The sequence below is a fragment of the Brevibacterium sp. 1718 genome (genome assembly GCF_051131255.1).
In the GTDB taxonomy this organism is placed as follows: domain Bacteria; phylum Actinomycetota; class Actinomycetes; order Actinomycetales; family Brevibacteriaceae; genus Brevibacterium; species Brevibacterium sediminis.
This window is the reverse complement of sequence record NZ_CP186550.1, coordinates 106,183-127,383: the sequence shown is the minus strand read 5'-3', so window position 1 is coordinate 127,383 and position 21,201 is coordinate 106,183. Positions and strand designations below refer to the sequence as shown.

Below are 21,201 nucleotides of genomic sequence, written 5' to 3'. Positions count from 1 at the left end.
GATAAGTACACCGTTCGACAAGTGCGAGCCGCCTTGAACGACGCTTCCCGCACTGCATTTCCCCGCTGCGGTTCCACACTTCGGACGACCATTCCGTCTGTGACTCACAGCACTAACCTTGCCGAGTCCGCTCACCGCGGACGCGAACGCAAGGAAACGAGGTTGAGCATGTCACGGAACCCCAGTTCGGTACGTCAGGCGGGGCCGCCTCGGCGGCGGTATTCGCTGATCCTCCTCATCGTCCCCGTGATCCTCTACGTCCTCACCCCGGTCGTGGCGAACTCGGTCGAGCCGCGCATCGCCGGATTGCCGTTCATTCTCGCCTACACGATAGCGGTCACGATTCTCACCTGGTTCTTCGTGTGGATGACCGCTCGCGGCGACCGGTACTACCGGCACGATCTGCCCGAGCACATCCCTTCCGATGTCGCCTTCGGTGAGGACCACGAGATCGAGGAGGCCGGGAAATGAGCACCTCCGCGATCATCGCCTGCATCATCTTCGGCCTCGCCATGCTCGCGACCATCGGCATCGGCATCTGGTCCGGCCGCGGCCGGGAGAAGTCGCTGGACGAATGGTCGGTGTCCGGACGCGGGCTGGGCTTCGTCTTCATCCTGCTGCTCATGGCAGGCGAAACATATACGAGCTTTTCGTTCCTCGGCACGGCCGGTTGGTCCTACTCCTACGGGGTGCCGATCCTCTACCTCATCGGCTACCTGAGCATCGGTCTCGTCGTCGCCTATCTCGTCGGCCCACTGTTCTGGACCTACGCCGCCCGGCACAAGCTCGTCAGTCTCTCCGACATCGTCGAACACCGGTTTCGCTCACGAGGGCTGGCGATCCTCGTGGCTGTCCTCGCAACGATCTTCATCGTTCCCTACATCCAGCTGCAGATCCAGGGCATGGGTGCGGTCGTCAACGCGATGAGCTACGGCGCGATCGACCTCAAGATCGCCGCCATCGTCTCCTTCATCGTCGCCGAGGCGTTCATCCTCTTCTCCGGACTGCGCGGTTCCGCCTGGGTCAGCGTCCTCAAGGACGGACTGGTCATCCTCGCTGTCGCGTTCCTCGCGATCTACGTACCGCTGCACTATTTCGACGGCCTGGCTCCTCTGCTTGACCGCGTCGTGAGTGAGAAATCTCAGTGGCTGACCTTCCCCGGCGCAGGCGATGGCATCTACGGGGGTGCATGGTTCATCTCGACGATCATCCTCAACGGGATCACGATCACCGTGTTCCCCACGTCGATCGCCGGCTATCTGTCGGGCACCTCGGCGAATGCTCTGCGACGCAACTCGATCATTCTGCCGTGGTATCAGCTGCTGCTCCTCGTGCCGATGATGGTCGGTGTGGCTGCACTCTTCGTCGTCCCTGCTCTCAAAGACGCCGACCTGGCCCTGTTCTCCGTGGTCATCGATTCCCTGCCCGCGCCGATCGTCGCGATCATCGGCGTCGCAGGCGCGCTCTCGGCGATCGTGCCGATGAGCGTGTACATGCTCTCGATCGGTTCGATGTGGGGACGGACTGTCTTGGGCGGCGGCTTGGCCGGACCGAAGAACGCCGCTTCGATGACTCCTGAGCAGCTGAACGCACGGGGCCTGCGGCAGAAGACACTGTCCCAGTGGGTGTGCCTGGCCGTCGGCATCATCGCCCTGATCATGAGCCTGCTCATGCCGGATGCGCTCGTCGAGCTCTCCGTGCTCAGCTACGAGGGCCTGGCACAGGTCGTGCCGGCCGCGCTGCTCTCCCTGTACTGGCCGCGCATGAGCAAGCAGGCGGCGGCTGCGGGTCTCATCGTCGGCTCCGTCGTCATGGTCGCCCTCCACTACACGGGACTCGACCCGCTGCTCGGAATCAACGGCGGTCTCTGGGCTGTCGCGGCGAACCTCATCGTGGTCGTGGCGGTCACGCTGGTGAAGCCGGACCCACGGTGGGTGCCCGCAGCTCAGCGGCAGACGCGCACCGAGGCGGCAGCGTTGTAGGCGCGAGCCCTTCGATCAGCGCGACCTCACCCGTCGAGCAGTGCAGCCGCGTACATCGGGCGGGCGGCGTCGGCGCTCGGCGGGTGGAAGAGCCCGGCCGTGGCATCGCGGAAGAGGCGGGAGAGTTCGTGCTTGTTGCCGAACCCGTTGCCGCTCGTGCACATCAGCGCGGTCTCAGCGTTGCGGCGGGCCGCCTCGGCGGACTTGATCCTCGCCCCCACCAGGCGCAACGGCCAACCGGCACCGTGGTCGATGAGGTCATCGAAGTCCCGAGCGTAGGCGTCGATCATCGCCGTCACTGGTATGAAGTCGAGATGCGCATCGGCCAGGCGCGTCCGGGCCTCGGGCACCTCGGCGAAGGTGACGCCGGCCTTCGCGGACTTCCGCTTGTGCAGACCGGCAGCGCCCAGCTCGAGCGCACGGGCCGCTACTCCGGCATAGACGGCGGCGATGAGCAGCTGGAAGTTGCTCGTGATCGCGAAGGTGAGCAGGTCAGGGTGCTTGCCAGCGGGGATGACGCGTGAGACCCGTTCGGGTTTCATCGGCACATGGTCGAGGATCGTCGCCCGCGACTGCGAGGCCCGCATTCCCAGCACATCCCATTCGTCGGAGACCGTGATCCCGGGTGCATCGCGTTCGATGAATCCGTAGACGAGCTGCCCCTCGGCCGGCTCGTCCGCATCGGGGCCGGCGATGCCGTCGTCGTCGGCGGCCACGGCACCGTGGACGATGAGCCTGGTCCACACGGGAGACAGCGAGGTGAAGATCTTCACCCCGGTCAGTTCGTATCCGCCGTCGGCCGTCGACACCGCCTCGGTGTTCGAACCCTGCAGGACCCAGTCGTTCGACGGTTCCGAGATGCCGAAGGCGAAGATCTCACCGGCCATGACCTCGTCGAACACCCAGTTCAGCGAGTCGTCACTGCGGTCGGCCAGCGCCTTGACCACACCGGTGGTCATGAGGTGCATGTTGATCGCCAGAGCCGTTCCGGGCGCCGCCGCTGCCAGCCGCTGCTGAAGTCGGGTGACCTCGAACAGGCTCAGCCCTGGCCCGCCATGCGACTGCGGGACGAACAGCTGAAGATAGCCGAGGTCCCCCAGTTCGGCGAGATCCTCGTCGAAGAATCGGTTCTCCTGGTCATAGACGTCGGCTCGTTCGCGGAATCGTTCGAGCACATCATCAGGCAGGTACTGCGCGGCGAGCTCGCTCACGCGTGTCTCGCGGTCGGTCATCGTCTCTCCTTCGTCGAGGGGTCGTCTGCGTCCGTCGAGGGGTCGGTCGCGCCTGTCGAGGGTGTCGCGGGCTGCGCGCTGCGGCGCAGAATGATCGCGCCGTTGTGCCCGCCGAAGCCGAACGACGTTGACAGCACAGTGTCGACGGCCGCCCCGGCGGGGTTCGGTCCACCGCCCATCTCACGGGCGTGACCTGCGACGATGTCCCAGTCGGGGAACTCGTTGTCGTCGAGGTTGAACGTCGGCGGCAGCGTCTGGTCACGCATCGTCAGGGTCGCGATGATCGCCTCGACGACCCCCGATGCGCCGAGGAGGTGTCCCGTCGTCGATTTCGTGGCCGAGATCGGGATCATCCGTCCAGCCTTCCCCAAGGCCGCATCGAAGGCTGCGAGTTCGGCTCGGTCGCCGGCCGGTGTGCCCGTGGCGTGGGCGTTGACGTGGTCGATATCGCCGGGTTCCAGCCCTGCGTCTCTCACAGCCTGAACCACTGCCGAGGCGGCTCCCCGTCCCTGCGGATGCGGGTTCGTCGGGTGGTGGGCATCGCTGGCGGCGCCGAATCCGGCGAGCTCGGCCAGCTCCGTCGTCCCACGTGAGGCCGCCGAGTCGGCGGATTCGAGGAGGATCGCAGCCGCACCTTGGCTCATGACGAAGCCGTTGCGGGCCCGGTCGAAGGGACGGCTGGCGGCGGTCGGATCGTCCTCGTATCCGGCGGCGAGCGCGCGCATGTTCGAGTTGGAGGCGAGATTGACCGGACCGAGGCAGTCCTCCATGCCGACGACGAGCACGGCGTCGGCGTAGCCGTGGCGGATCCGACGCATCGCCTCGCCGAGTCCGATCGCCCCGGAAGCGCACGTCGCCGAGACTCCCTGACCGGGTCCGCGCAGGTCGAAGCGCTGGCTGATCAGCGCTGCCGCGGAGTCCGGCGCACCGTGGATGGACAGGGTCAGCGGCACCGACCTGGGGCCGTCGGCGTCGAGGCGACGCGTCGCGTCCTGCATGGCGTCGACGGGTCCGGAGCCGGTGGCCGCGATGACTGCCGTACGGTCGCGGTCCCAAGGCAGATCGTCGGCCGCGGACTCGATTCCGCCTGCGCGCACCGCCTGGTCGGCCGCGGCGATGGCCCAATGCTGGACGGGGCTGAGCCGGCGGGCGAGCGCCCGGGGCAGAACCGCCTCGGCGTCGAAGTCCTTGACCTGCCCACCGATCCGCACGGCGAGGTCGTCGAACTGCTCACCTGCGAGGACGTCGATGGCGCTGGTGCCGCTGCGCACAGTCTGCCAGAGGGTTTCGGGATCCTGGCCGCTCGGGGTGATGGCGCCGAGTCCCGTGATGACGACCTCGCGCACGCCATCTGTCCGGTGCCGATTGCTCCGGGATGCGTTCACAGCCGCTGTGCCTTTCCGCTCATGACCAAGTCAACGGTTTCGAGGCGTCGAATCTTCCCACCGACGGTCCGCGGCAGCCGGTCGAGTAAGTAGAACCGTCTTGGCACGAACTGCGGGGCCAGTTCCGCCCGGGCGTGGTCGAGCAGTGCTGCTTTGTCGGGCGCAGTCGATTCGTCATCCCCGGCATGACTCCCCGAACCCAGGGCGCCTGGTTCGATGACGAGGGCGACGATGCTGCCGAGACCGCCGTCGGGCAAGGCGATCGCGCAGACCTCGCCGAGGCGGCCCTGCCCCGACCGCGGATCCGCGCGGTCGAATCCCTCGAAGGCTCGTTCGACCTCGGGCAGGGACACCTTGTGCCCTCCGGTGATCGCGATGTCACCGGCCCGTCCGGCGAGTTGGAGGAGCCCGTTTTCGATCCGTCCCTGGTCACCGACCGTGGCCCAGCCGTCGGGGCGTCGCAGCTGAGCGTCGGTGGTGCCGGTGACATAGCCGTCGGAGCAGGCGGCGGCCCTGATCCAGACCGTGCCGATCTCTCCGTCGGGCAGCCGGGCACCGGATTCGTCGCGGACCTCGACGCCGATGGTGTCGTAGATCGAGATCCAGGTGCCGTCGCCATCACGACTGTCGCCGATGAATCCGATCTCGGCGGCACCGTAGTAGCTGATCAGCCTGGTGTCAGGGAGGACGTCGGCGAGTGCCGAGCGGATGGAAGCGGGCAGGTTCGCTCCTCCGGTGACGACGAGGTCGAGGCCGTGGAAGTTCTCCGGCGTTCGACGGGCCGCCTCGGCGAGAGCCTTGACCACGGCGGGCACAGCGACGACGCGGGTGATAGCTTCGTCGGTGATGCGCGACCCCATGGTGAACGGGTCGAAGTCATCGGCGATGTGGACGCTGCCGCCGGTGGCGAGGCTTTCGATGACGGCATAGAGAGTGAGGCTGTAAGACACGGGGCCAGGCGCCAGGCTGGCCACTCCGGCGAAGGGTTCGAGGTGGGCCGAGGACACAGCCACGTTGTCGCGGTACTGCTGGCGGGTCTTGATGAACGCCTTCGGGTTGCTCGTCGTGCCTGACGAGAAGAGCATGAGGAACGGCTCGGACGCTTCGCGAACGCTCGGCGGTGCGGTGTCGGCGGGGTCGATGGCGTCCTCGCGGGCACGGAAGTCGGTCGCGGTGATGACGGTTCCGGTCCATCCAGCGGCGGCGAGCGCCTCGGCGAGGCGGGTCGAGTCGGAGATGACGAGACCGATTCCGGTGGTCGTGATGACTCCGACCTGGTGGTCGAGCGGCCAGCGGGGGTCGATCGTGGCCGAGACCGCGCGGAAGCCGGCGAGGCCGGCGATGATGCGGGAGGTCTCGAACGCCGAGGTGAGGCTCACTGCCGTGATCGGGATGCCGTGGGTTTCGGGAGCAGGATTCGGCGGGTCGGTCTGGGCACGGTGGAGGGCGTCGACGGCGGCGAACATCGTGGCCGAATCCCGGACGAGCTGCGCATAGGTGAGGGAACGTGGGGCCCGTGTGCCCGCGGCGGGGACGGCGCTCTCATCGGGGGCAGGGCTGCCAGAGTGGCCGCCGACGATGGCCAACTGGTCCGGATCGGTGGCCGCGACCTCGAGGATCCTCGACGTGATGGGCAATTCCGTCCTCCTCGAATTCGTTTCTCACGGGCCCAATTCCGGGCCGGCATGTGCCCGATCCTCGACTGACATCACCAGACCCCGGGCACCGACCCTCAGTATAGGAGCCCGGCGATTCCGCCGACTGCTCACGGCTCACGCTCACCCCGGTCCGGGACAATGAGAGCATGAGCGGAGCAGGGAGCCGGGACGCACGGGCAGACGAACCACGCTGGAGTCGCGGCGACCAGATCCTGTGGACCTACACCAACCCGGCACACCCAGGGCTGTACGACCAACGCCCTGTCACGGTCATCGCCGATGACGAGAACCACCTGGCCGTCTGGCTGGAGTCGGGGACGAGGATGCTTCAGCATGTGCTCGCCGACGGCTCGGGAATCCGCACCGCTGACGGACCCGCCCGCTTCGGTGCCCCACGGGCACAGGGCCTCAAGCGGTGGCAGGGACCGGGCATCGTCGCCGTCTTCCAGCCGGGAGCAGCCTATTCGGTGTGGTTCTTCGAGAACCCGGACTCGGCCCGTCACGATTCCTTCTACGTCAACCTCGAGGAGCCCTTCACCCGCTTCGACAGCGGAATCCTCACCTCCGACCACGTCCTCGACATCGTCGTCGACTCAGATGGCACCTACCGGCTCAAGGACGAGGACGAACTCGAATTCGCGCGCGAAGCCGGAATGTTCTCCGACGAGAAGGTCGCACGCATCCGCGCCGCTGCGGACGCAGCCATCGACGACATCCGCGCTTGGGCCTTCCCCTTCGACTCCGACTATCCGGACTTCCAACCGGACCCCGACTGGCCGATGCCTGACCTCCCCCGCCGAGGCGACCTGGGACTTCGACGCCAGCTGAGCCGCCCCGCGACCGTCACGGCCCAGCCGACCGACCAACCTCACATTTCGAACTCGACGGCCTCCCCCGCCTCGGCGATGGCTCGGATCCGCTTCCGGCAGGCGAACCAGCCGATGACCATGCACACCGAGGCGATGATCGTCACGATCAGGGTCGGCGGGGAATCGGCGAAGACCATGACGAGGATGACAGCGAGGAAGAGCAGCGTCGCATAGCCGGTATAGGGGGCACCGATCATCCGGAAGGAGGGACGTTCGAGCAGTCCGCGGTCGGCCCACCGCTTGAGCCGCATCTGACACAGCACGATCATGCCCCACGTGAGGATGATCCCCACCGAGGAGACACTGAGGACGATCTCGAACGCATCGCTGGGCAACAGGTAGTTGAGCGGCACGCCGAGGAGGGCGACCACTGCCGTGATGACGATCCCGCCGTAGGGCACGCCGCTGCGATTCATCCGCTGCGCGAACTGCGGGGCCGACCCGGCCACCGACATCGACCTGAGGATTCGCCCGGTCGTGTAGAGCCCCGCGTTGAGTGAGGACAGGGCCGCAGTGAGCACAACGAGGTTCATCACGGTGTCCGCGCCCTTGACGCCGATGAAGGAGAAGAAGGTGACGAACGGGCTCTCCCCGTCTACGTAGTCGGTGAAGGGCAGAAGGAGGGCAAGCAGGGTGAGCGATCCGACGTAGAAGACCGCGATGCGCAGGATGACGGAGTTGATGGCCTTGGGCATCACCTTCTCCGGGTGCTCCGTCTCGCCAGCGGCCGTGCCCACGAACTCGATGGAGGCATAGGCGAAGACGACGCCCTGCATGAGGATGATCGCCGGCAGCGCACCGTTGGGGAAGAGTCCGCCGTTGTCGAGGATCATCGACAGTCCGGGATCGTGACCGGCAACGGGTGTGCCGAAGATGAGGAAACCGACCCCGACGACGAGGAAGATGATGAGGGCGGCGACCTTGATGAGCGCGAACCAGAACTCGAGCTCTCCGAAGACCTTGACGGAGATGACGTTGAGTCCGAGCACGAGGACGAGCGCGATGAGCGCCCACGCCCATTGCGGCACGGTCGCGATCCAGGCGACGTAGCGGCCGAAGAAGCCCATATAGAGCGCGGCCGCGGTGATGTCGACGATCGCGGTCGTCGCCCACACCAGCCAATAGAACCACCCGGAGATGAAAGCGGCCTTCTCGCCGAAGAACTCACGGGCGTAAGAGACGAACGACCCGGTGGTCGGGCGGTGCAGGACGAGTTCGCCGAGCGCGCGGAGGATGAGGAACGCGAAGAACCCGCAGACCGCGTAGGACAGCACGATCGAGGGTCCCGCCTCGTGGAGGCGACCGCCCGCACCGAGGAAGAGCCCGGTGCCGATCGCCCCGCCGATGGCGATCATCTGCACCTGGCGCGGGGCCAGGTTCTTCTGATACCCGGAGTCTTCGGCGGTGAGGTTCGGTCGGGTCGGGCCCGAGCTCGGTTCTGCGGGTGCGACGGCGGCGCTGCGGTCGGAGCCGAGATTGTCAATCATGAGTGTCCTCGTTCGTTGAGTACAGACGGTCTTGTCAGAAACAGGCGGTCAGGCGGTCAGGTAGTCGATGGCAGGCGGCCCGGAGCCGGTTCGCTCACACGGTCGTGAGGTTCGCCAGCCGTTCGGGTCGGAGCAGACGTTCGAGTTCGGAGGCGGTCATCAGCCCGTGTTCGAGCACGAGTTCGGCGACGCCGCGGCCGGTCTTCAGCGCCTCCTGGGCGATCATCGTCGCCGCCTGGTAACCGATGGTCGGGTTGAGTGCGGTGACGAGTCCGATGGAGTGTTCGACGGCAGCGCGGGTGAGTTCCGGATTGGCGGTGATGCCTGCGATGCAGCGGGTCGTCAGCGTCCGCGACGCCGATTCGAGGTGGGAGATCGACTTGTGCAGGCTGTGCAGGATGACGGGTTCGAAGGCGTTGAGCTGCAGCTGCCCGGATTCGGCGGCCGCGGTGATCGTGACATCGTTGCCGATGACTTCGAACGCGACCTGGTTGACCACCTCGGGGATGACGGGGTTGATCTTGCCCGGCATGATCGACGATCCCGACTGCACGGCGGGCAGGTTGATCTCGTTGAATCCGGCGCGCGGACCCGAGGACAGCAGCCGCAGATCGTTGCAGATCTTCGAGATCTTCACGGCGATGCGCTTGAGCACCCCGGACAGGTGGACGAAGGATCCGACGTCCTGGGTCGCCTCTACGAGGTCGGGCGCGGTGACCAGGGGCAGCCCGGTCAGCTGCGCGAGATGGTCGCGGACCGCCTCGGCGTATCCGGCTGGTGCGTTGAGTCCGGTGCCGATGGCGGTGGCGCCGAGGTTGATCTCGTGGACCAGCGACTCGGCCTCCCCGAGGCGCTCGCGGTCCTCCCCGATCGTCACAGCGTAGCTGCCGAAGGCCCGGCCGAGTGTCATCGGCACGGCGTCCTGCAGCTGGGTGCGTCCCATCGTGACGATGTCGTGGAATTCGGACGCCTTCACGGCGAACGCGTCCTGAAGTTCCCCGAGGGCGGTGAGCAGCCGTTTGATCGCGAAGATCGTACCGAGCTTGACCGCCGTCGGGTAGGCGTCGTTCGTCGACTGGCTGAGGTTGACGTGGTCGTTCGGGCTGATCCGCGTGTAGGTTCCGCGCGGCTGCCCGATGATCTCGAGCGCCCGGTTCGCGATCACCTCGTTGGCGTTCATATTCGACGAGGTGCCCGCCCCACCTTGGATGACGTCGATCGGGAACTGGTCGTGCAGCTTCCCGTCGATGATCTCCCGGCAGGCCGCGACGATCGCGTCGCGCCGCTGCTCATCGAGGAGACCGAGGTCGTGGTTGGCCCTGGCGGCGGCGAGCTTGACCGCGGCGAGTCCGCGGATGAGGTCGGGGTTGGACTGCAGGGTCTGCGCGGTGATCGGGAAGTTCTCGACCGCCCGCAGCGTATGGATGCCCCAGTAGGCATCGCCCGGGATCTCCCGGTCGCCGAGGAGGTCGTGCTCGATGCGTGTATCCGTGCTCATGGTTCTCGTGTCGCCTTTGTTCGTCGTTGTTGCTGATGCCTGTCGGTGCTGGTGGGTGGTTCGGCTGCGGAGGCTCAGGAGGCGACCGACCGGGTGCGTTCCCACTCGCCGAGGCGGTCCTCGACCTCGCGGGTCACGCGCAGTCCGCCGACTTCCCGTCCTCCGCCGAGGATGGGCGGACTGACGATGTCGCCAGCCTTTTCGGTCGGTGCGGGCAGAGCGGAGAGGATCCGGGTGGCGATCGGCAGCCTGGCCCGATCCGAGCCGTCGGCGATCTTGACGGCGATGCCCATGCCGTCGATCCCGAGCAGCTGAACCGCTTCGGCGCCGTCCTTGGCGATGAGTCCGGGGACGGTGCGCATGAGCGCGGTGACGTCGCGCCCGGCACCGGCGACCATGTCCGGGTGGTCGCGCATGGCGGCGGCGACGCGCGCCGCGCTCGTGCCGGTCGAGACGGTGGACAGGCGAGCGAAAGCGCGGGCCATTCCGGTCAGCGAGATCGCCGGCAACGGTGTTCCACATCCGTCGGTCGACACGGTCGCCGGCGTCTCGCCGGTGAGTTCGGCGATGGTGGCGCCGATGTGCCGCTGCAGAGGGTGGGTGGGATCGAGGTAGCCCACGAGGTCCCAGCCGTTGATCCGGCAGGTCGCGACCATGGCCGCGTGTTTGCCCGAGCAGTTCTGGGCCAAGCGGCTGCGCTGTCCGCCGGCGGCGAGGTGGGCTTCGCGCTCGGGCGCCCCATAGGGAAGGTCGATGACGTTGCCGAGGGCGGTCTCGTCGAGCTCGTACTGATGAAGGATCCGGCGGGCACCGTCGATGTGTTCGGGGGCTCCCGAGTGGCTGGCCGCGGCGAGAGCGAGGAGTTCGGTCGGCAGATCGAGGCCGAGACGCAGCATCGCAAGCAGCTGCAGGGGCTTGAGGGTCGACCGAGGATAGAAGGGCGCATCTATATCACCGGCGGAGGTGAGCGGCCGGCCCTCGGAGTCGACGACCGCGAAGGAACCGTAGTGCACGCCTTCGACGAGATCACCGCGGGTGACCTCGACGAGTGGGACATGGGCGCGGTGGGTCGCGGTGGGGGTGGCTGTGTGGGTCATGGTCTTCCTGGGTTTCGGGCGAGGTCGGTGACGGCGACAGCGACCTGAGCGAGATGTACGGCCATAGCGTCGCGGGCACGGGCGCTGTCGCCGGCTTCGATCGCGCGGACGATCTCCGCATGCTCGACGTCGGAGTCCGGTTGACGGCTGGCGGCGAGGTTGAGGAGCTCGGACTGGGCGGTCAGGGCACCGCGGAGTTCAGCGATGACGCTTTCGAAGACTCGGTTTCCGCTGGCTCGGGCGATGGCGATGTGCAGCTCTCCGTCGAGCTCGACCCAGCCGCGGGGACTCGGCTCGGCGCTCATCGACTGCAGCAGGGCGTGGAGACGGACGAGGTCGGCCTCGGTGCGCCGAGTGGCCGCGAGTTCGGCGGCGGGAACTTCGATATGCGGTCGGGCCTCGTGGAGATCCCGGGAGGAGTAGTCGCCGAGGTGCAGTCCGGTCTCCGGAGCGGAGGCGATGACGAAGGTGCCGCTGCCCGTCTTCGTCTCGGTCAGCCCGAGGGTTGCCAGCGAGCGCAGGGCTTCGCGGATGACGGGACGGCTGACGGCGTATCGGTCGGCGAGCTTCGCTTCGGAGGGAAGGCGGTTGCCGACGGGAAAGGTGCCGTCGGCGATCTCGGCACGCAGACTGCGCACGACACCCTCACCCGCGGACAGTCGTTCTACGGCCGTGCGTCTGGCCGTGGGTTCGGCCGGGCTGTTCGTCCCCATGACCACTCCTCCGGTTCGATCCGATCATTGATCCGGCACACAGCCCACCAGACAAACCTGTCAAGCTGTATGACAGGTTTGAGTGTAATCCCGCTCACCCAACGTGCGTCAACCCATCAGAGAGGCGTTTCAGACTCTGAGATTCACGGTCGCTCGCCCCTGCTGCCCGCGAGCGGATGTCTCCTGCGGGTGGATTCACCGCGACATCCGCGCAGAGTTCGAGGTGGATCCACCCGCAGGGAACACCCCGGCCCATGCAGAAAGGGCTGGCCCACATGCAAGACCATGAAAAACGGGCTGGGTGTCGAGAAACGCATGCGCACACGCGTTTCTCGACACCCAGCCCGTTTCTCGACGAAGGCTGAGGCCAAACCCCAGTCAGTCAGCCACGTAGTACATGCGCTTGTTGACGAACTCATCCATGCCGTAGGGGCCGAGTTCGCGGCCGAAGCCCGAGCGCTTCGTGCCGCCGAACGGGATCTCCGCACCCTCTCCGGCAGGGGTGTTGACGTTCGACATGCCGACATCGAGGCGCTGAGCGAGCTTCGCGGCACGCTCCTCGTCCTTGGCGAACACCGCGCCGCCGAGGCCGAAGCGCGAATCATTGGCCAGGGCCAGTGCTTCGCCATCGCTGCTGACCTTGTACACGGTGGCCACGGGGCCGAAGAGCTCTTCGCGGTAGGCGTCCATCTCCGAGGTGACTCCGGTGAGCACGGCCGGCGAGACGTACGCGGATCCGTCGGTGGCGAGCTCGCCGCCGACGAGGGTCGCACCCTGCTCGACGGCACGGTCGAGCTGCTTGCGCAGGTTCTCGGCAGCCGAACGCGAGGACAGGGGCGAGTACTTGCCGTCGCCCGCCTCGGCGGGGGTGCCCTTCTCCCAGGACTGGGCGCGCTCGGTCAGACCGGACACGAAGTCGTCGTAGATGTCGTCCATGACGATCATCCGCTTGTTCGCGTTGCAGACCTGGCCGGTGTTGTACAGGCGGGTGCCCCATGCGGTGTCGACGGCCTCGTTCATGTCGTCGGTATCGAGGATGATGTACGGGTCGGAGCCGCCGAGCTCCAGCACGGCCTTCTTGAGGTACTTGCCGGCCGTGGCGGCCACGGCCGATCCGGCGCGCTCGGAACCGGTCAGGGACACGCCTTCGACGCGGTCGTCGGCGATGATCGTCTCGATCTGCTCGTGCGTGGCGTAGATGTTGGAGTACACGCCTTCGGGGATGCCGGCTTCCTTCATGATCTCGGCGATCTTCGCCGAGGAGCGGGGGCAGATCTCCGCATGCTTGAGGATGATCGTATTGCCGAGCACGAGGTTCGGTGCGGCGAAGCGGGCGACCTGGTAGTAGGGGAAGTTCCAGGGCATGATGCCCAGCAGCGTGCCGACGGGGCGGCGCTGGATGAAGGCCTTGCCGCCGGACATCGATTCGATCGGCTCGTCGGCGGCGAACTTCGGTCCGTTGTCGGCGTAGTAGTTGAAGATCGCCTCGCAGAACTCGGCCTCTTCCTCACCTTCGGCGGTGGGCTTGCCCATCTCCTCGGCGATGATCTTCGCGAGCTCTTCCTTGCGCTCGCCGAAGAGAGCGGCGACCTTGTTGACGATCGCGGCGCGTTCCTCGATCGTCTTCTCGCGCCAGCTCAGGTAGCCCTTGTGTGCGGATTCGAGGACCTGCTGGACCTCTTCGTCGGTGGCATTGTCGAACTTCTCGACGACTTCACCGGTGGCCGGGTTCTCGACACGGTAGCCGCCTGCAGCACTGCCTACGTTGCTCATTCCAGACTCCTTTGACTTGTGCGCGCCTGTTGGCGCCGCTGAAGCAATTGCATACCTGTTTGCCGCCCGAATCGACGGAATGCGTATGCCTGCCACCCACGCTATCAATACGTGACCCGCGCAACAAGTGCCGAAACCTGGGGGAATCCTCAGTCCCCGATCGTCCGTGGCCCCCTCGCCGAGGCGGTGCGGATTCCGAATCGGTCACGACGAAATCCGAACCGCGCTCGCGAGGAGAGAACTCCGGCCTCGATCGGGGACCACCCTCCTCGGCGAGGGGCCCGCTCCGGTCCCTGTTCATCGAACCAGAGGACCGAAACGGTTCACCTCGCGTCGCGGGAACTCACCGCCCCACGAGGTCGAGTCCGGCGCGCACGATGGAGTCCGTGTCGATCCCGTGGATCGCATAGGCCTCCCCCACCGAGGATGCCTGACCGAATTCGGTGACCCCGAGGTTCCGTGTGCGGTCCCCGCGCACTCCGGAGAGGAACGCGAGAGTGTGCGGGTGCCCGTCGAGGACGGTGACCAGCGGTGCCGGATGTTCTGCGGGGAAGAGTTCGTCGGCGATGGCCGAGCGGACACTCGAGCGGACCCGAGACCGATCCTGCACCGACCGGAACACCTTCGACGGTGAGCTGAGGCAGACGATTCCCGCCCGCACACCCAGGGATTCCAGTCGGGCCGCCGCCGCGATCACCTCGGTCATGATGGCCCCGGCGCCGACGAGGGTGACCTCGTCCTCGGCGGCCGGTCTCGTTGTCAGCCGGTAGCCGCCGGCGATGACCTGATCACGGCGGCGTTCCCGCAGCAGCGGATCTTCGGGCACATCTGCGAGCTCCTGCGCTACCGGTCTCGTCGTCAGTCGGAAGTAGGCGGAGTCGCCGTCCGGGTCGGCGAGTTCGCGCAGCGCTTCGAGCAGGGTCCACTCGAGGTCCTGGGCGAAGGCCGGCTCCCAGCTCGTCAGGCCCGGGATCTCCAAGGTCACCGACGGTGTGTTGAACGACTGGTGGGCCCCGCCTTCGGGCGCAAGCGATACCCCTGAGGGCGTGCCGACCATGATCGAACGCCCACCCGCGTAGAGGCTGAAGGTCCAGGGCTCGAGAGCACGGTTGATGAAGGGATCGTAGATCGTGGCGATCGGCAGCAGCGGCTGTCCCCAGCGCTGCCCGGTCGATCCGAGCTCCCCGGCCAGGGAGACGAGATTGACCTCGGCGATGCCGAGTTCGATGTGCTGTCCGCTCGTGCCCTCCTGCCACCGCAGCACCCGTTCCCGATCGTCGGAGAACCAGTCATGCCGGCCCGCCGGTGACCAGATTCCGGTCTTGTTGATCCATCCGCCGAGGTTCGTCGACGTCGCGACGTCCGGCGACAGGGTCACAACCCGCTGGGCCACCTCGGGGGCGACGTGCTTGAGGTCGGAGAGGAACCGGCCCAGCGCCGCCTGCGTGGAGATCTGCGGTCGCGGAGTGAATCCCAGCTCGGCAGGCACTGCGGCCACGGCATGGTCGGTGACCGGCTCCCGTCGCAGCCGCCGCGCGGTTTCGGCACAGAACCGGCCGGCCGGGGTGTCCGGAGCGAAGGCGACCCACGGATCGTCCAAGTCCATCCCCGAGGCGGCCGCGAGCTCGCGCATCTGCGCTTCGGTCAGCTGCGCGGCATGGTTGCCGGGATGGCCCTCCGTGGCCAGCCCCTTGCCTTTGATCGTGTAGGCGAAGACCACCGTCGGCCGGTCGTCGTCGATCGCGTCGAACGTCGACACGAGCTGGCCGAGGTCATGTCCACCCAGGTCACGGATGAGGGAGGCGAGACCGTCCGCGTCGAAGCCGTCGATGACCGCGGACAGGGCGGTCGCCTCGGTGTCGGTGAGTCCCGTGAGCAGCCGGTCGTGGATCTCGGACGGGTGGGCGCGCAGCAGCCGCTGGTATTCGGGATTGGGCATCTGCACGAGCCGCTTCTTGAGCGCCTCGCCGCCGGGGGCCGCGAACACGGCTTCGAGTCGGCGCCCCCACGGGCAGGTGAGCACCTGCCACCCGGCGGCATCGAACATGCCCTGCAAACGGCGGATCTGGACGTCGGGGATGACCCGGTCGAGCGACTGCCGGTTGAGGTCGACGATCCACACGATCTCGCCGAGGCTGCGCACCTCCGGATCGATGATCGCCTCCCACACCGCCCCTTCGTCCATCTCCGCGTCGCCGAGCAGGGAGTAGAACCGGCCGACTTCCGGGGTCTCGGGGAACCGGTCGGAGACGTAGCGGTGGGACAGGGCTGCCCAGATGGGAGCGGTCGCGCCGATGCCCACGGATCCGGTGGAGAAGTCCACCGTGTCCGGGTCCTTCGTCCGCGACGGGTAGGGCTGGAGTCCCCCGCGGCTGCGCAGGGTGTCGAGGAATTCCTCGCCGAGGTCGCCGAGCAGATAGTTGATCGCGTGGAGGACGGGCGAGGCATGCGGTTTGACCGAGACGCGGTCGATGGCGCGCAGTCGGGTGAACCACAGCGCCGTCATGATCCCGGTCATCGAGGCCGACGAGGACTGATGGCCGCCGACCTTGACCCCGTCCGGGTTGACCCGGCCGCGGTTGGCACGGTCGATGATCGAGGTCGCCAGCCACAGTACGCGCTGGGCGATCTCGTCGAGGATCTCATCATCTCCCGAGGTCGAGGCGCGCAGCGGACGGTCGTTCGTCCCCGGCGGGCTGACCTGCAGGGAGGTCTCGAATTGGTGGCGGTCCGTGTCCTGTGCGGTCGACTCCTGTGCTGTCGGCTCCTGTGCGGTGCTCATCGTCAGAAGATCGAGGAGTAGGCGTTGAGTGCGAGCTGTCCGCCGAGGTGGGCGTAGAGGACCGTCGAATCCGCCCCGATGGTGCCGTCTCCGACGAGGTCGAGGAGTCCGGCCATCGACTTGCCCTCGTAGACGGGGTCGAGGATGACGCCTTCGAGCTGGGCGGTGGTGCGGATCGCGTTCACGGTCGTCTCGTCGGGGATGCCGTAGGCCGGGCCTTCCCAGCCGGTGCGGATATCGACGTCGTCGGCGGTGATCTCACGCCCGAGGCCGATGAGTTCGGCAGTGGTGTTCGCGATCCTCTTCACCTGGTCGCGGGTCTTCTCGATCGTGGCCGAGGCATCGATGCCGATGACCTTGCGCTTTGGTCCGCCGGCGGCTTCGAGGGCGGCGAATCCGGCGATCATTCCGGCGTGCGTCGAGCCGGTCACGGTGCACACGACGATGGTGTCGAAGAAGACGCCGAGCTCCTTCTCCTGTTCGGCGACCTCATAGGCCCAGTTCGCGAAGCCGAGTCCGCCGAACTTGTGCTCGGAGGCGCCGGCCGGGATCGGGTAGGGCTTGCCGCCTGATTCTTCGACCTCGGCCAGGGCGTTCTCCCAGCTCGAGCGGATGCCGATGTCGAATCCGGCCGAGTCGAGGCGGACGTCGGCTCCCATGATGCGCGACAGTTCGATGTTGCCGACCTTGTCGTTGACCGGGTCCTCCCAGTCGACCCAGCGTTCCTGCACCAGGCGCGCCTTCAGTCCAAGGTGAGCGGCAACGGCGGCGACCTGGCGGGTGTGGTTGGACTGGTAGCCGCCGATGGACACGAGAGTGTCCGCACCCGAGGCGAGAACGTCGGGAACGATGTACTCGAGCTTGCGGGTCTTGTTGCCGCCGAAGGCGAGTCCTGAGTTGACGTCTTCCCGTTTGGCCCAGACACGGGCCCCGCCGAGGTGGTCGCTCAGTCGCGGGAGCTCGTGCACGGGGCTCGGCCCGAAGGTGAGTGGGTAGCGTTCGAAGTCGGTGATGGCCATGATGTCCTCTGTTCTCTGGTGCGTTCGCTACGGGCGACCGCTCTCTCGTGCGATGTGTCCTGGATCGCAATATGCAATATATTGCATTCTGCTGGTGGTTACAATGAGTCAGAGTTCGAGTCCCATCCCGCGGGACGAGACCTGCCCACTCAGAGACAAGGTGACCGAGCGTGCCGATCCCCACGGATTCCCCCGCCCCGCAGCGCAGCCTGCTGCGCGATGACGTCTATCGGTCGATCCGCGACGCCATCGTCCGCGGCCAGCTCGCCCCCGGCGAACAGCTGCGCGATCAGGAGCTCGGCGCCTGGCTGCAGGTGTCCAGAACTCCTGTGCGCGAGGCGCTTCAACGTTTGGCACAGGCCGGACTCGTCGTGGCGGAGCCGGGCCGGATGACGCGCGTGGCCCCAGAGGATCCGGAACTCATCCTCGCGGCCCGGCAGATCGCCGCCGAACTCCACGGCCTGGCGATCGACCTCGCCTTCCCCGCCCTCGACGCGGCGGCGCTGGGTGAGATGGAGCAGGCGAACGGCCGATTGAGCGCGGCCCTCGCAGTCGGCGACGCCGAGGCGGCGATCGCCGCCGATGACGATTTCCACGAAGTGGCCCTCACCCGATCCGGCAACCCCCTCATTCCCGATCACCTCGAGGTCGTCACCGCCACTCTGCGCCGAGCGGAGTTCCTGCACTTCGAATCGGTGAAGGGATCGGCCTCACCGGAGCAGCACACCGAGATCATCGCCGCCATCCGCGCCGGTGAGCATGCGCATGCCGTCGCACTGACGAAGGCGAACTGGTCAACCATCGAAGGGGATTCGCCGCAGACGGCCTGAGTCGAACACCTTCCGACCGCGGATTCCGAATCGGCAACACCACTGCCTCCTCGACGACGCCACCGTCATAGCCAATTCATTTAGTCATCTGATGACTTGTGCTAGAGTCCTCACCACGATCACCGACGATCAAAGGACTGACGATGTCATCAATGACGAAACGCATCACGACCACCCTGCTCGCGACCGCCGCGAGCGCTGCTCTGCTGACGGGTACAGCTGCAGCCCCAGGAATGGCCGCCACCGCACAGACCGCACAGACCGCGCCTGCGGATTCTGCCGCCGCTCAAACCATCGGCAAGAAAGCATCGACAATGCCGGCCGCCCCGTCGGCCGGCTGCGGCACCGAGCAGAAGCCCGGCAACGACGAGAAGACGATCTCGACGGAAGACGGCGAGCGCAGCTACCGGATCAACATCCCGCGCGACTACGAGCTTGAGACTCCCCTGCCGCTCGTCCTCGGGTTCCACGGCAACGGTTCCGACGGCGCCGAATTCCAGAACTACACGGGGCTGCCGACCCTGCCCACGATCACCGTCTTCCCCGACGGCGACCTCAATGACGGCAAACGTTCCTGGCAGGGTGCTCCTTACGCCAGCGGTGCCGATGACGTCACGTTCGTCGCCGAGCTGCTCGATTCGATCGAATCCGAGCACTGCATCGACCTCAATCGGGTCTATGCCACCGGCAAGTCGAACGGCGGCGGCATGGTCTCCGTCCTCGCCTGTCACCTGCGCGATCGCTTCTCCGCATTCGCTCCCGTCGCCGGCGCCTACTATCCGCAGTCGACGGAGGGCTGCGATTTCTCGACGCCCACACCGATGCTCGCGATCCACGGCACCGGGGACGCGACAATGCACTACGAGGGCGGCCACCGTCAGGGCGAGGACTACCCGGGAGTCCGCGAGTGGATCCAGCCATGGGCGGAGGCCTCCGGCTGCGCGAGAACGAAGGAACGCCAGGTCGGCCGCAAAGGCGAAGACGTTGTGCGCACCCAGTGGACGCGGTGCGACGCCTCCGTCGAGCTCTACACCGTCGCCGACGGCGGCCACGTCTGGCCCGGTGAGGTCGTCTACAGCGGAGGCGGATACGTCACGAAGAACTTCTCGGCCACGAGCACGGTCTGGGACTTCTTCCGCAGCCACCCGGGAACAACGCAGGGGCCCACCCAGAAGTGACCAACCAGGCCCGCCCCAGAAGTGACCGTTGACACACATCACGCAAAGTGATTAGATGACTTAAACACTTGAAGGAGAGCACCATGACGTCCACCGTCGGACTCGTCGAACGCCTCACTCGCGAAATCGTCGACACCATCCGCACCGAGAACCTCCAGCCCGGGCAGACCCTGCCCTCGGCGAAGGTCCTTGCGGCACGCTTCGAGGTCACCGTTCCCACCGTCCGGGAGGCCCTGCGCCGGCTCGAGGCCACGGGTTCGGTCGAGCTCAAGCACGGATCGGGCACCTACGTCCGCGAAGCGATCAACCGCCGCATCCTCGACAACCCGCACTATGTGCCCGTCGATCTCGCGGCGGCCATCGAGCTCCTCGACGCCCGCATCGCGATCGAGCCCGGAATCGCCGAGCTCGCAGCGACGGTCCAGGCTGCGGATGCCGTGGCCTCCATGGAGTCCGCGCTCGACAATGCCCTCCAGGTCGAGACCGCGGTCCCGGCCGGTCATTTCCACGTCGAACTCGCTCGCGCCTCGGGCAACCGCGCTCTGCACGAGATGCTCGTGTCCCTGCTGGCCATCCATTCGCGGACCCAGCAGGCTGCGCGCACGAGCTATGACCGCCTGCGCGACCACGACGAACACGCGGATATCCTCGATGCGATCCGCCGCGGCGACGGCTTCGAAGCCTCCCACCGCACCCGCAAGCACCTCGAGGCGATCAAGGCCGCCGTCCTCGCCGACTGGGCTGACGATACAGACCAGACCGGTGATGCCGACATCATCGGAGGATCCCAGCGATGAGCCGCCCGACGATCTCCGAGATCCGCCCGCATATCCGCGACTACGCCGAACTCACCTCTTTGGAGGTCGAACTCGCGAAGGATCGAAACAGCCTGCTCGTCCTGCCCGTCGGCGCCTGCGAACAGCACGGTGACGGACTTCCTCTGGGCACCGACAACATCCGAGCCGCTCACGTCGCACGCGCAGTCATCGACGCGCTCATCGACGGCGATCAGGTTCGGGCGGGCAGCGCCTTCGTCCTGCCGAGCATCGACTACGGGGTCTCCCCGCATCACCGCTTCCTGCCCGGCACGATCAACATCGGTCCGCAGCTGTTCATCGACCTCGTCTCCTCGATCGTGCGTCAGCTCGCCGATGCCGGATTCGACAGACTCCTCGTCATCACCGGCCACGGCGGCAACCTCGCCGCGCTCGGCGTGGTCCAGCAGTCCCTGCTCGCCACCCATCCGGACTTCGTCTTCGCCTATGCTCCGGTCTCAGCATTGGCCACCGAGGCGACCGCCCAACTGCCGCGCACCGAGGTCAGCGGCCACTGCGGAGAGTCCGAAACCTCGCAGATGCTCGCCATCGACGAATCCCTCGTCGACTCGGGCCACCTCAACTCCGGCGCCACCCGGCTCGACGATCTCGACCCACGTGCCCGACTCTCACGAACGAAAACACCGTCAACAGCGGTGACATTCGACCGCTACGCCGACAACGGCGTCCTCGGCGATCCGCGGACCGCCACGGCCGCGGCCGGGGAGGACATCCTCGGCGAGGTCGTCGACCGACTCGTCGCCTACTGTCAGGAGCTGCAGAGACTGTGACACCCGCTTCTCACTGACCGGCCGCTCGGCCCGCACCCCACCACAGAACACCCGATTCCAGCGCCGTAATCACCGTGCCCTGGTGGACCCTG

16 protein-coding genes and 1 pseudogene are annotated in these 21,201 nt (G+C 66.8%); 7 read left to right on the top strand and 10 right to left on the bottom strand.

Translation table 11 applies throughout. The features are described from left to right. Positions 1-168: 168 nt before the first annotated feature. Complete coding sequence (locus ACOZ9V_RS00565) at positions 169-471, top strand: DUF3311 domain-containing protein (RefSeq protein WP_139467709.1); 303 nt, start codon at positions 169-171, stop codon at positions 469-471. After that, complete coding sequence (locus ACOZ9V_RS00560; protein ID WP_139467708.1) at positions 468-1,982, top strand: sodium:solute symporter family protein; 1,515 nt, start codon at positions 468-470, stop codon at positions 1,980-1,982. The genes ACOZ9V_RS00565 and ACOZ9V_RS00560 overlap by 4 nt, the downstream gene beginning before the upstream one ends. Before the next feature lie 26 nt (positions 1,983-2,008). Here ACOZ9V_RS00560 and ACOZ9V_RS00555 read toward each other — a convergent pair whose 3' ends face one another. Genes ACOZ9V_RS00555 through ACOZ9V_RS00545 form a run of 3 tightly spaced genes read right to left on the bottom strand, consistent with a single transcriptional unit; the run spans position 2,009 to position 6,236 of the window. Then, positions 2,009-3,214: an acyl-CoA dehydrogenase family protein gene (locus ACOZ9V_RS00555; protein ID WP_139467707.1), complete on the bottom strand. Its 1,206-nt coding sequence runs from the start codon at positions 3,212-3,214 to the stop codon at positions 2,009-2,011. After that, a complete protein-coding gene (locus ACOZ9V_RS00550; RefSeq protein ID WP_248283872.1) occupies positions 3,211-4,560 on the bottom strand; it encodes a beta-ketoacyl-[acyl-carrier-protein] synthase family protein in 1,350 nt (449 codons plus the stop codon). Before ACOZ9V_RS00550 ends, ACOZ9V_RS00555 begins: the two co-directional genes overlap by 4 nt. Positions 4,561-4,595: 35 nt before the next feature. Continuing rightward, complete coding sequence (locus tag ACOZ9V_RS00545; protein ID WP_434592703.1) at positions 4,596-6,236, bottom strand: class I adenylate-forming enzyme family protein; 1,641 nt, start codon at positions 6,234-6,236, stop codon at positions 4,596-4,598. 167 nt (positions 6,237-6,403) lie between these two features. On the opposite strand from ACOZ9V_RS00545, the pseudogene ACOZ9V_RS00540 reads away from it, so the two are divergent. Beyond that, positions 6,404-6,877 (top strand): annotated as a pseudogene (locus ACOZ9V_RS00540) (DUF402 domain-containing protein); the annotation flags it as partial. A 248-nt stretch (positions 6,878-7,125) separates the two neighbouring features. On the opposite strand, the gene ACOZ9V_RS00535 reads toward ACOZ9V_RS00540, so the two are convergent. The 7 genes from ACOZ9V_RS00535 to ACOZ9V_RS00505 form a co-directional block, all read right to left on the bottom strand. Next, positions 7,126-8,613: an amino acid permease gene (locus ACOZ9V_RS00535; RefSeq protein ID WP_434592700.1), complete on the bottom strand. Its 1,488-nt coding sequence runs from the start codon at positions 8,611-8,613 to the stop codon at positions 7,126-7,128. A gap of 94 nt (positions 8,614-8,707) precedes the next feature. Further along, on the bottom strand, positions 8,708-10,111 hold the full coding sequence (locus ACOZ9V_RS00530) for an aspartate ammonia-lyase (RefSeq protein ID WP_181271156.1): 1,404 nt from the start codon (positions 10,109-10,111) through the stop codon (positions 8,708-8,710). A gap of 74 nt (positions 10,112-10,185) precedes the next feature. After that, on the bottom strand, positions 10,186-11,208 hold the full coding sequence (locus tag ACOZ9V_RS00525) for an asparaginase (RefSeq protein WP_434592696.1): 1,023 nt from the start codon (positions 11,206-11,208) through the stop codon (positions 10,186-10,188). Further along, positions 11,205-11,921 carry a FadR/GntR family transcriptional regulator gene (locus ACOZ9V_RS00520; RefSeq protein ID WP_139909620.1) on the bottom strand — a complete coding sequence of 239 codons (717 nt, stop codon included), beginning with the start codon at positions 11,919-11,921 and terminating at the stop codon, positions 11,205-11,207. Before ACOZ9V_RS00520 ends, ACOZ9V_RS00525 begins: the two co-directional genes overlap by 4 nt. 378 nt (positions 11,922-12,299) lie before the next feature. After that, a complete protein-coding gene (locus ACOZ9V_RS00515) occupies positions 12,300-13,694 on the bottom strand; it encodes an NAD-dependent succinate-semialdehyde dehydrogenase (protein ID WP_434592693.1) in 1,395 nt (464 codons plus the stop codon). Positions 13,695-14,037: 343 nt separating this feature from the next. Continuing rightward, a complete protein-coding gene (locus tag ACOZ9V_RS00510) occupies positions 14,038-16,476 on the bottom strand; it encodes a transketolase-like TK C-terminal-containing protein (RefSeq protein ID WP_434592690.1) in 2,439 nt (812 codons plus the stop codon). 2 nt (positions 16,477-16,478) lie between these two features. After that, the gene (locus ACOZ9V_RS00505) at positions 16,479-17,495 is read right to left on the bottom strand and encodes a 1-aminocyclopropane-1-carboxylate deaminase (protein WP_434592687.1); all 1,017 of its coding nucleotides are present in this window, start codon (positions 17,493-17,495) and stop codon (positions 16,479-16,481) included. Positions 17,496-17,665: 170 nt separating this feature from the next. Here ACOZ9V_RS00505 and ACOZ9V_RS00500 point away from each other — a divergent pair, with 170 nt between their 5' ends. The 4 genes from ACOZ9V_RS00500 (at position 17,666) to ACOZ9V_RS00485 (ending at position 21,109) form a co-directional block, all read left to right on the top strand. Beyond that, entirely contained in the window at positions 17,666-18,325 is a 660-nt protein-coding gene (locus ACOZ9V_RS00500) for a GntR family transcriptional regulator (RefSeq protein ID WP_434592684.1), read from the top strand. 143 nt (positions 18,326-18,468) lie between these two features. Further along, positions 18,469-19,503, top strand: a complete 1,035-nt coding sequence (locus ACOZ9V_RS00495) for an alpha/beta hydrolase family esterase (RefSeq protein WP_434592681.1) — start codon at positions 18,469-18,471, stop codon at positions 19,501-19,503. An 83-nt stretch (positions 19,504-19,586) separates the two neighbouring features. Beyond that, complete coding sequence (locus ACOZ9V_RS00490) at positions 19,587-20,300, top strand: FadR/GntR family transcriptional regulator (RefSeq protein ID WP_434592678.1); 714 nt, start codon at positions 19,587-19,589, stop codon at positions 20,298-20,300. Then, complete coding sequence (locus ACOZ9V_RS00485; RefSeq protein ID WP_434592675.1) at positions 20,297-21,109, top strand: creatininase family protein; 813 nt, start codon at positions 20,297-20,299, stop codon at positions 21,107-21,109. The genes ACOZ9V_RS00490 and ACOZ9V_RS00485 overlap by 4 nt, the downstream gene beginning before the upstream one ends. The last annotated feature ends 92 nt before the right edge of the window (positions 21,110-21,201 follow it).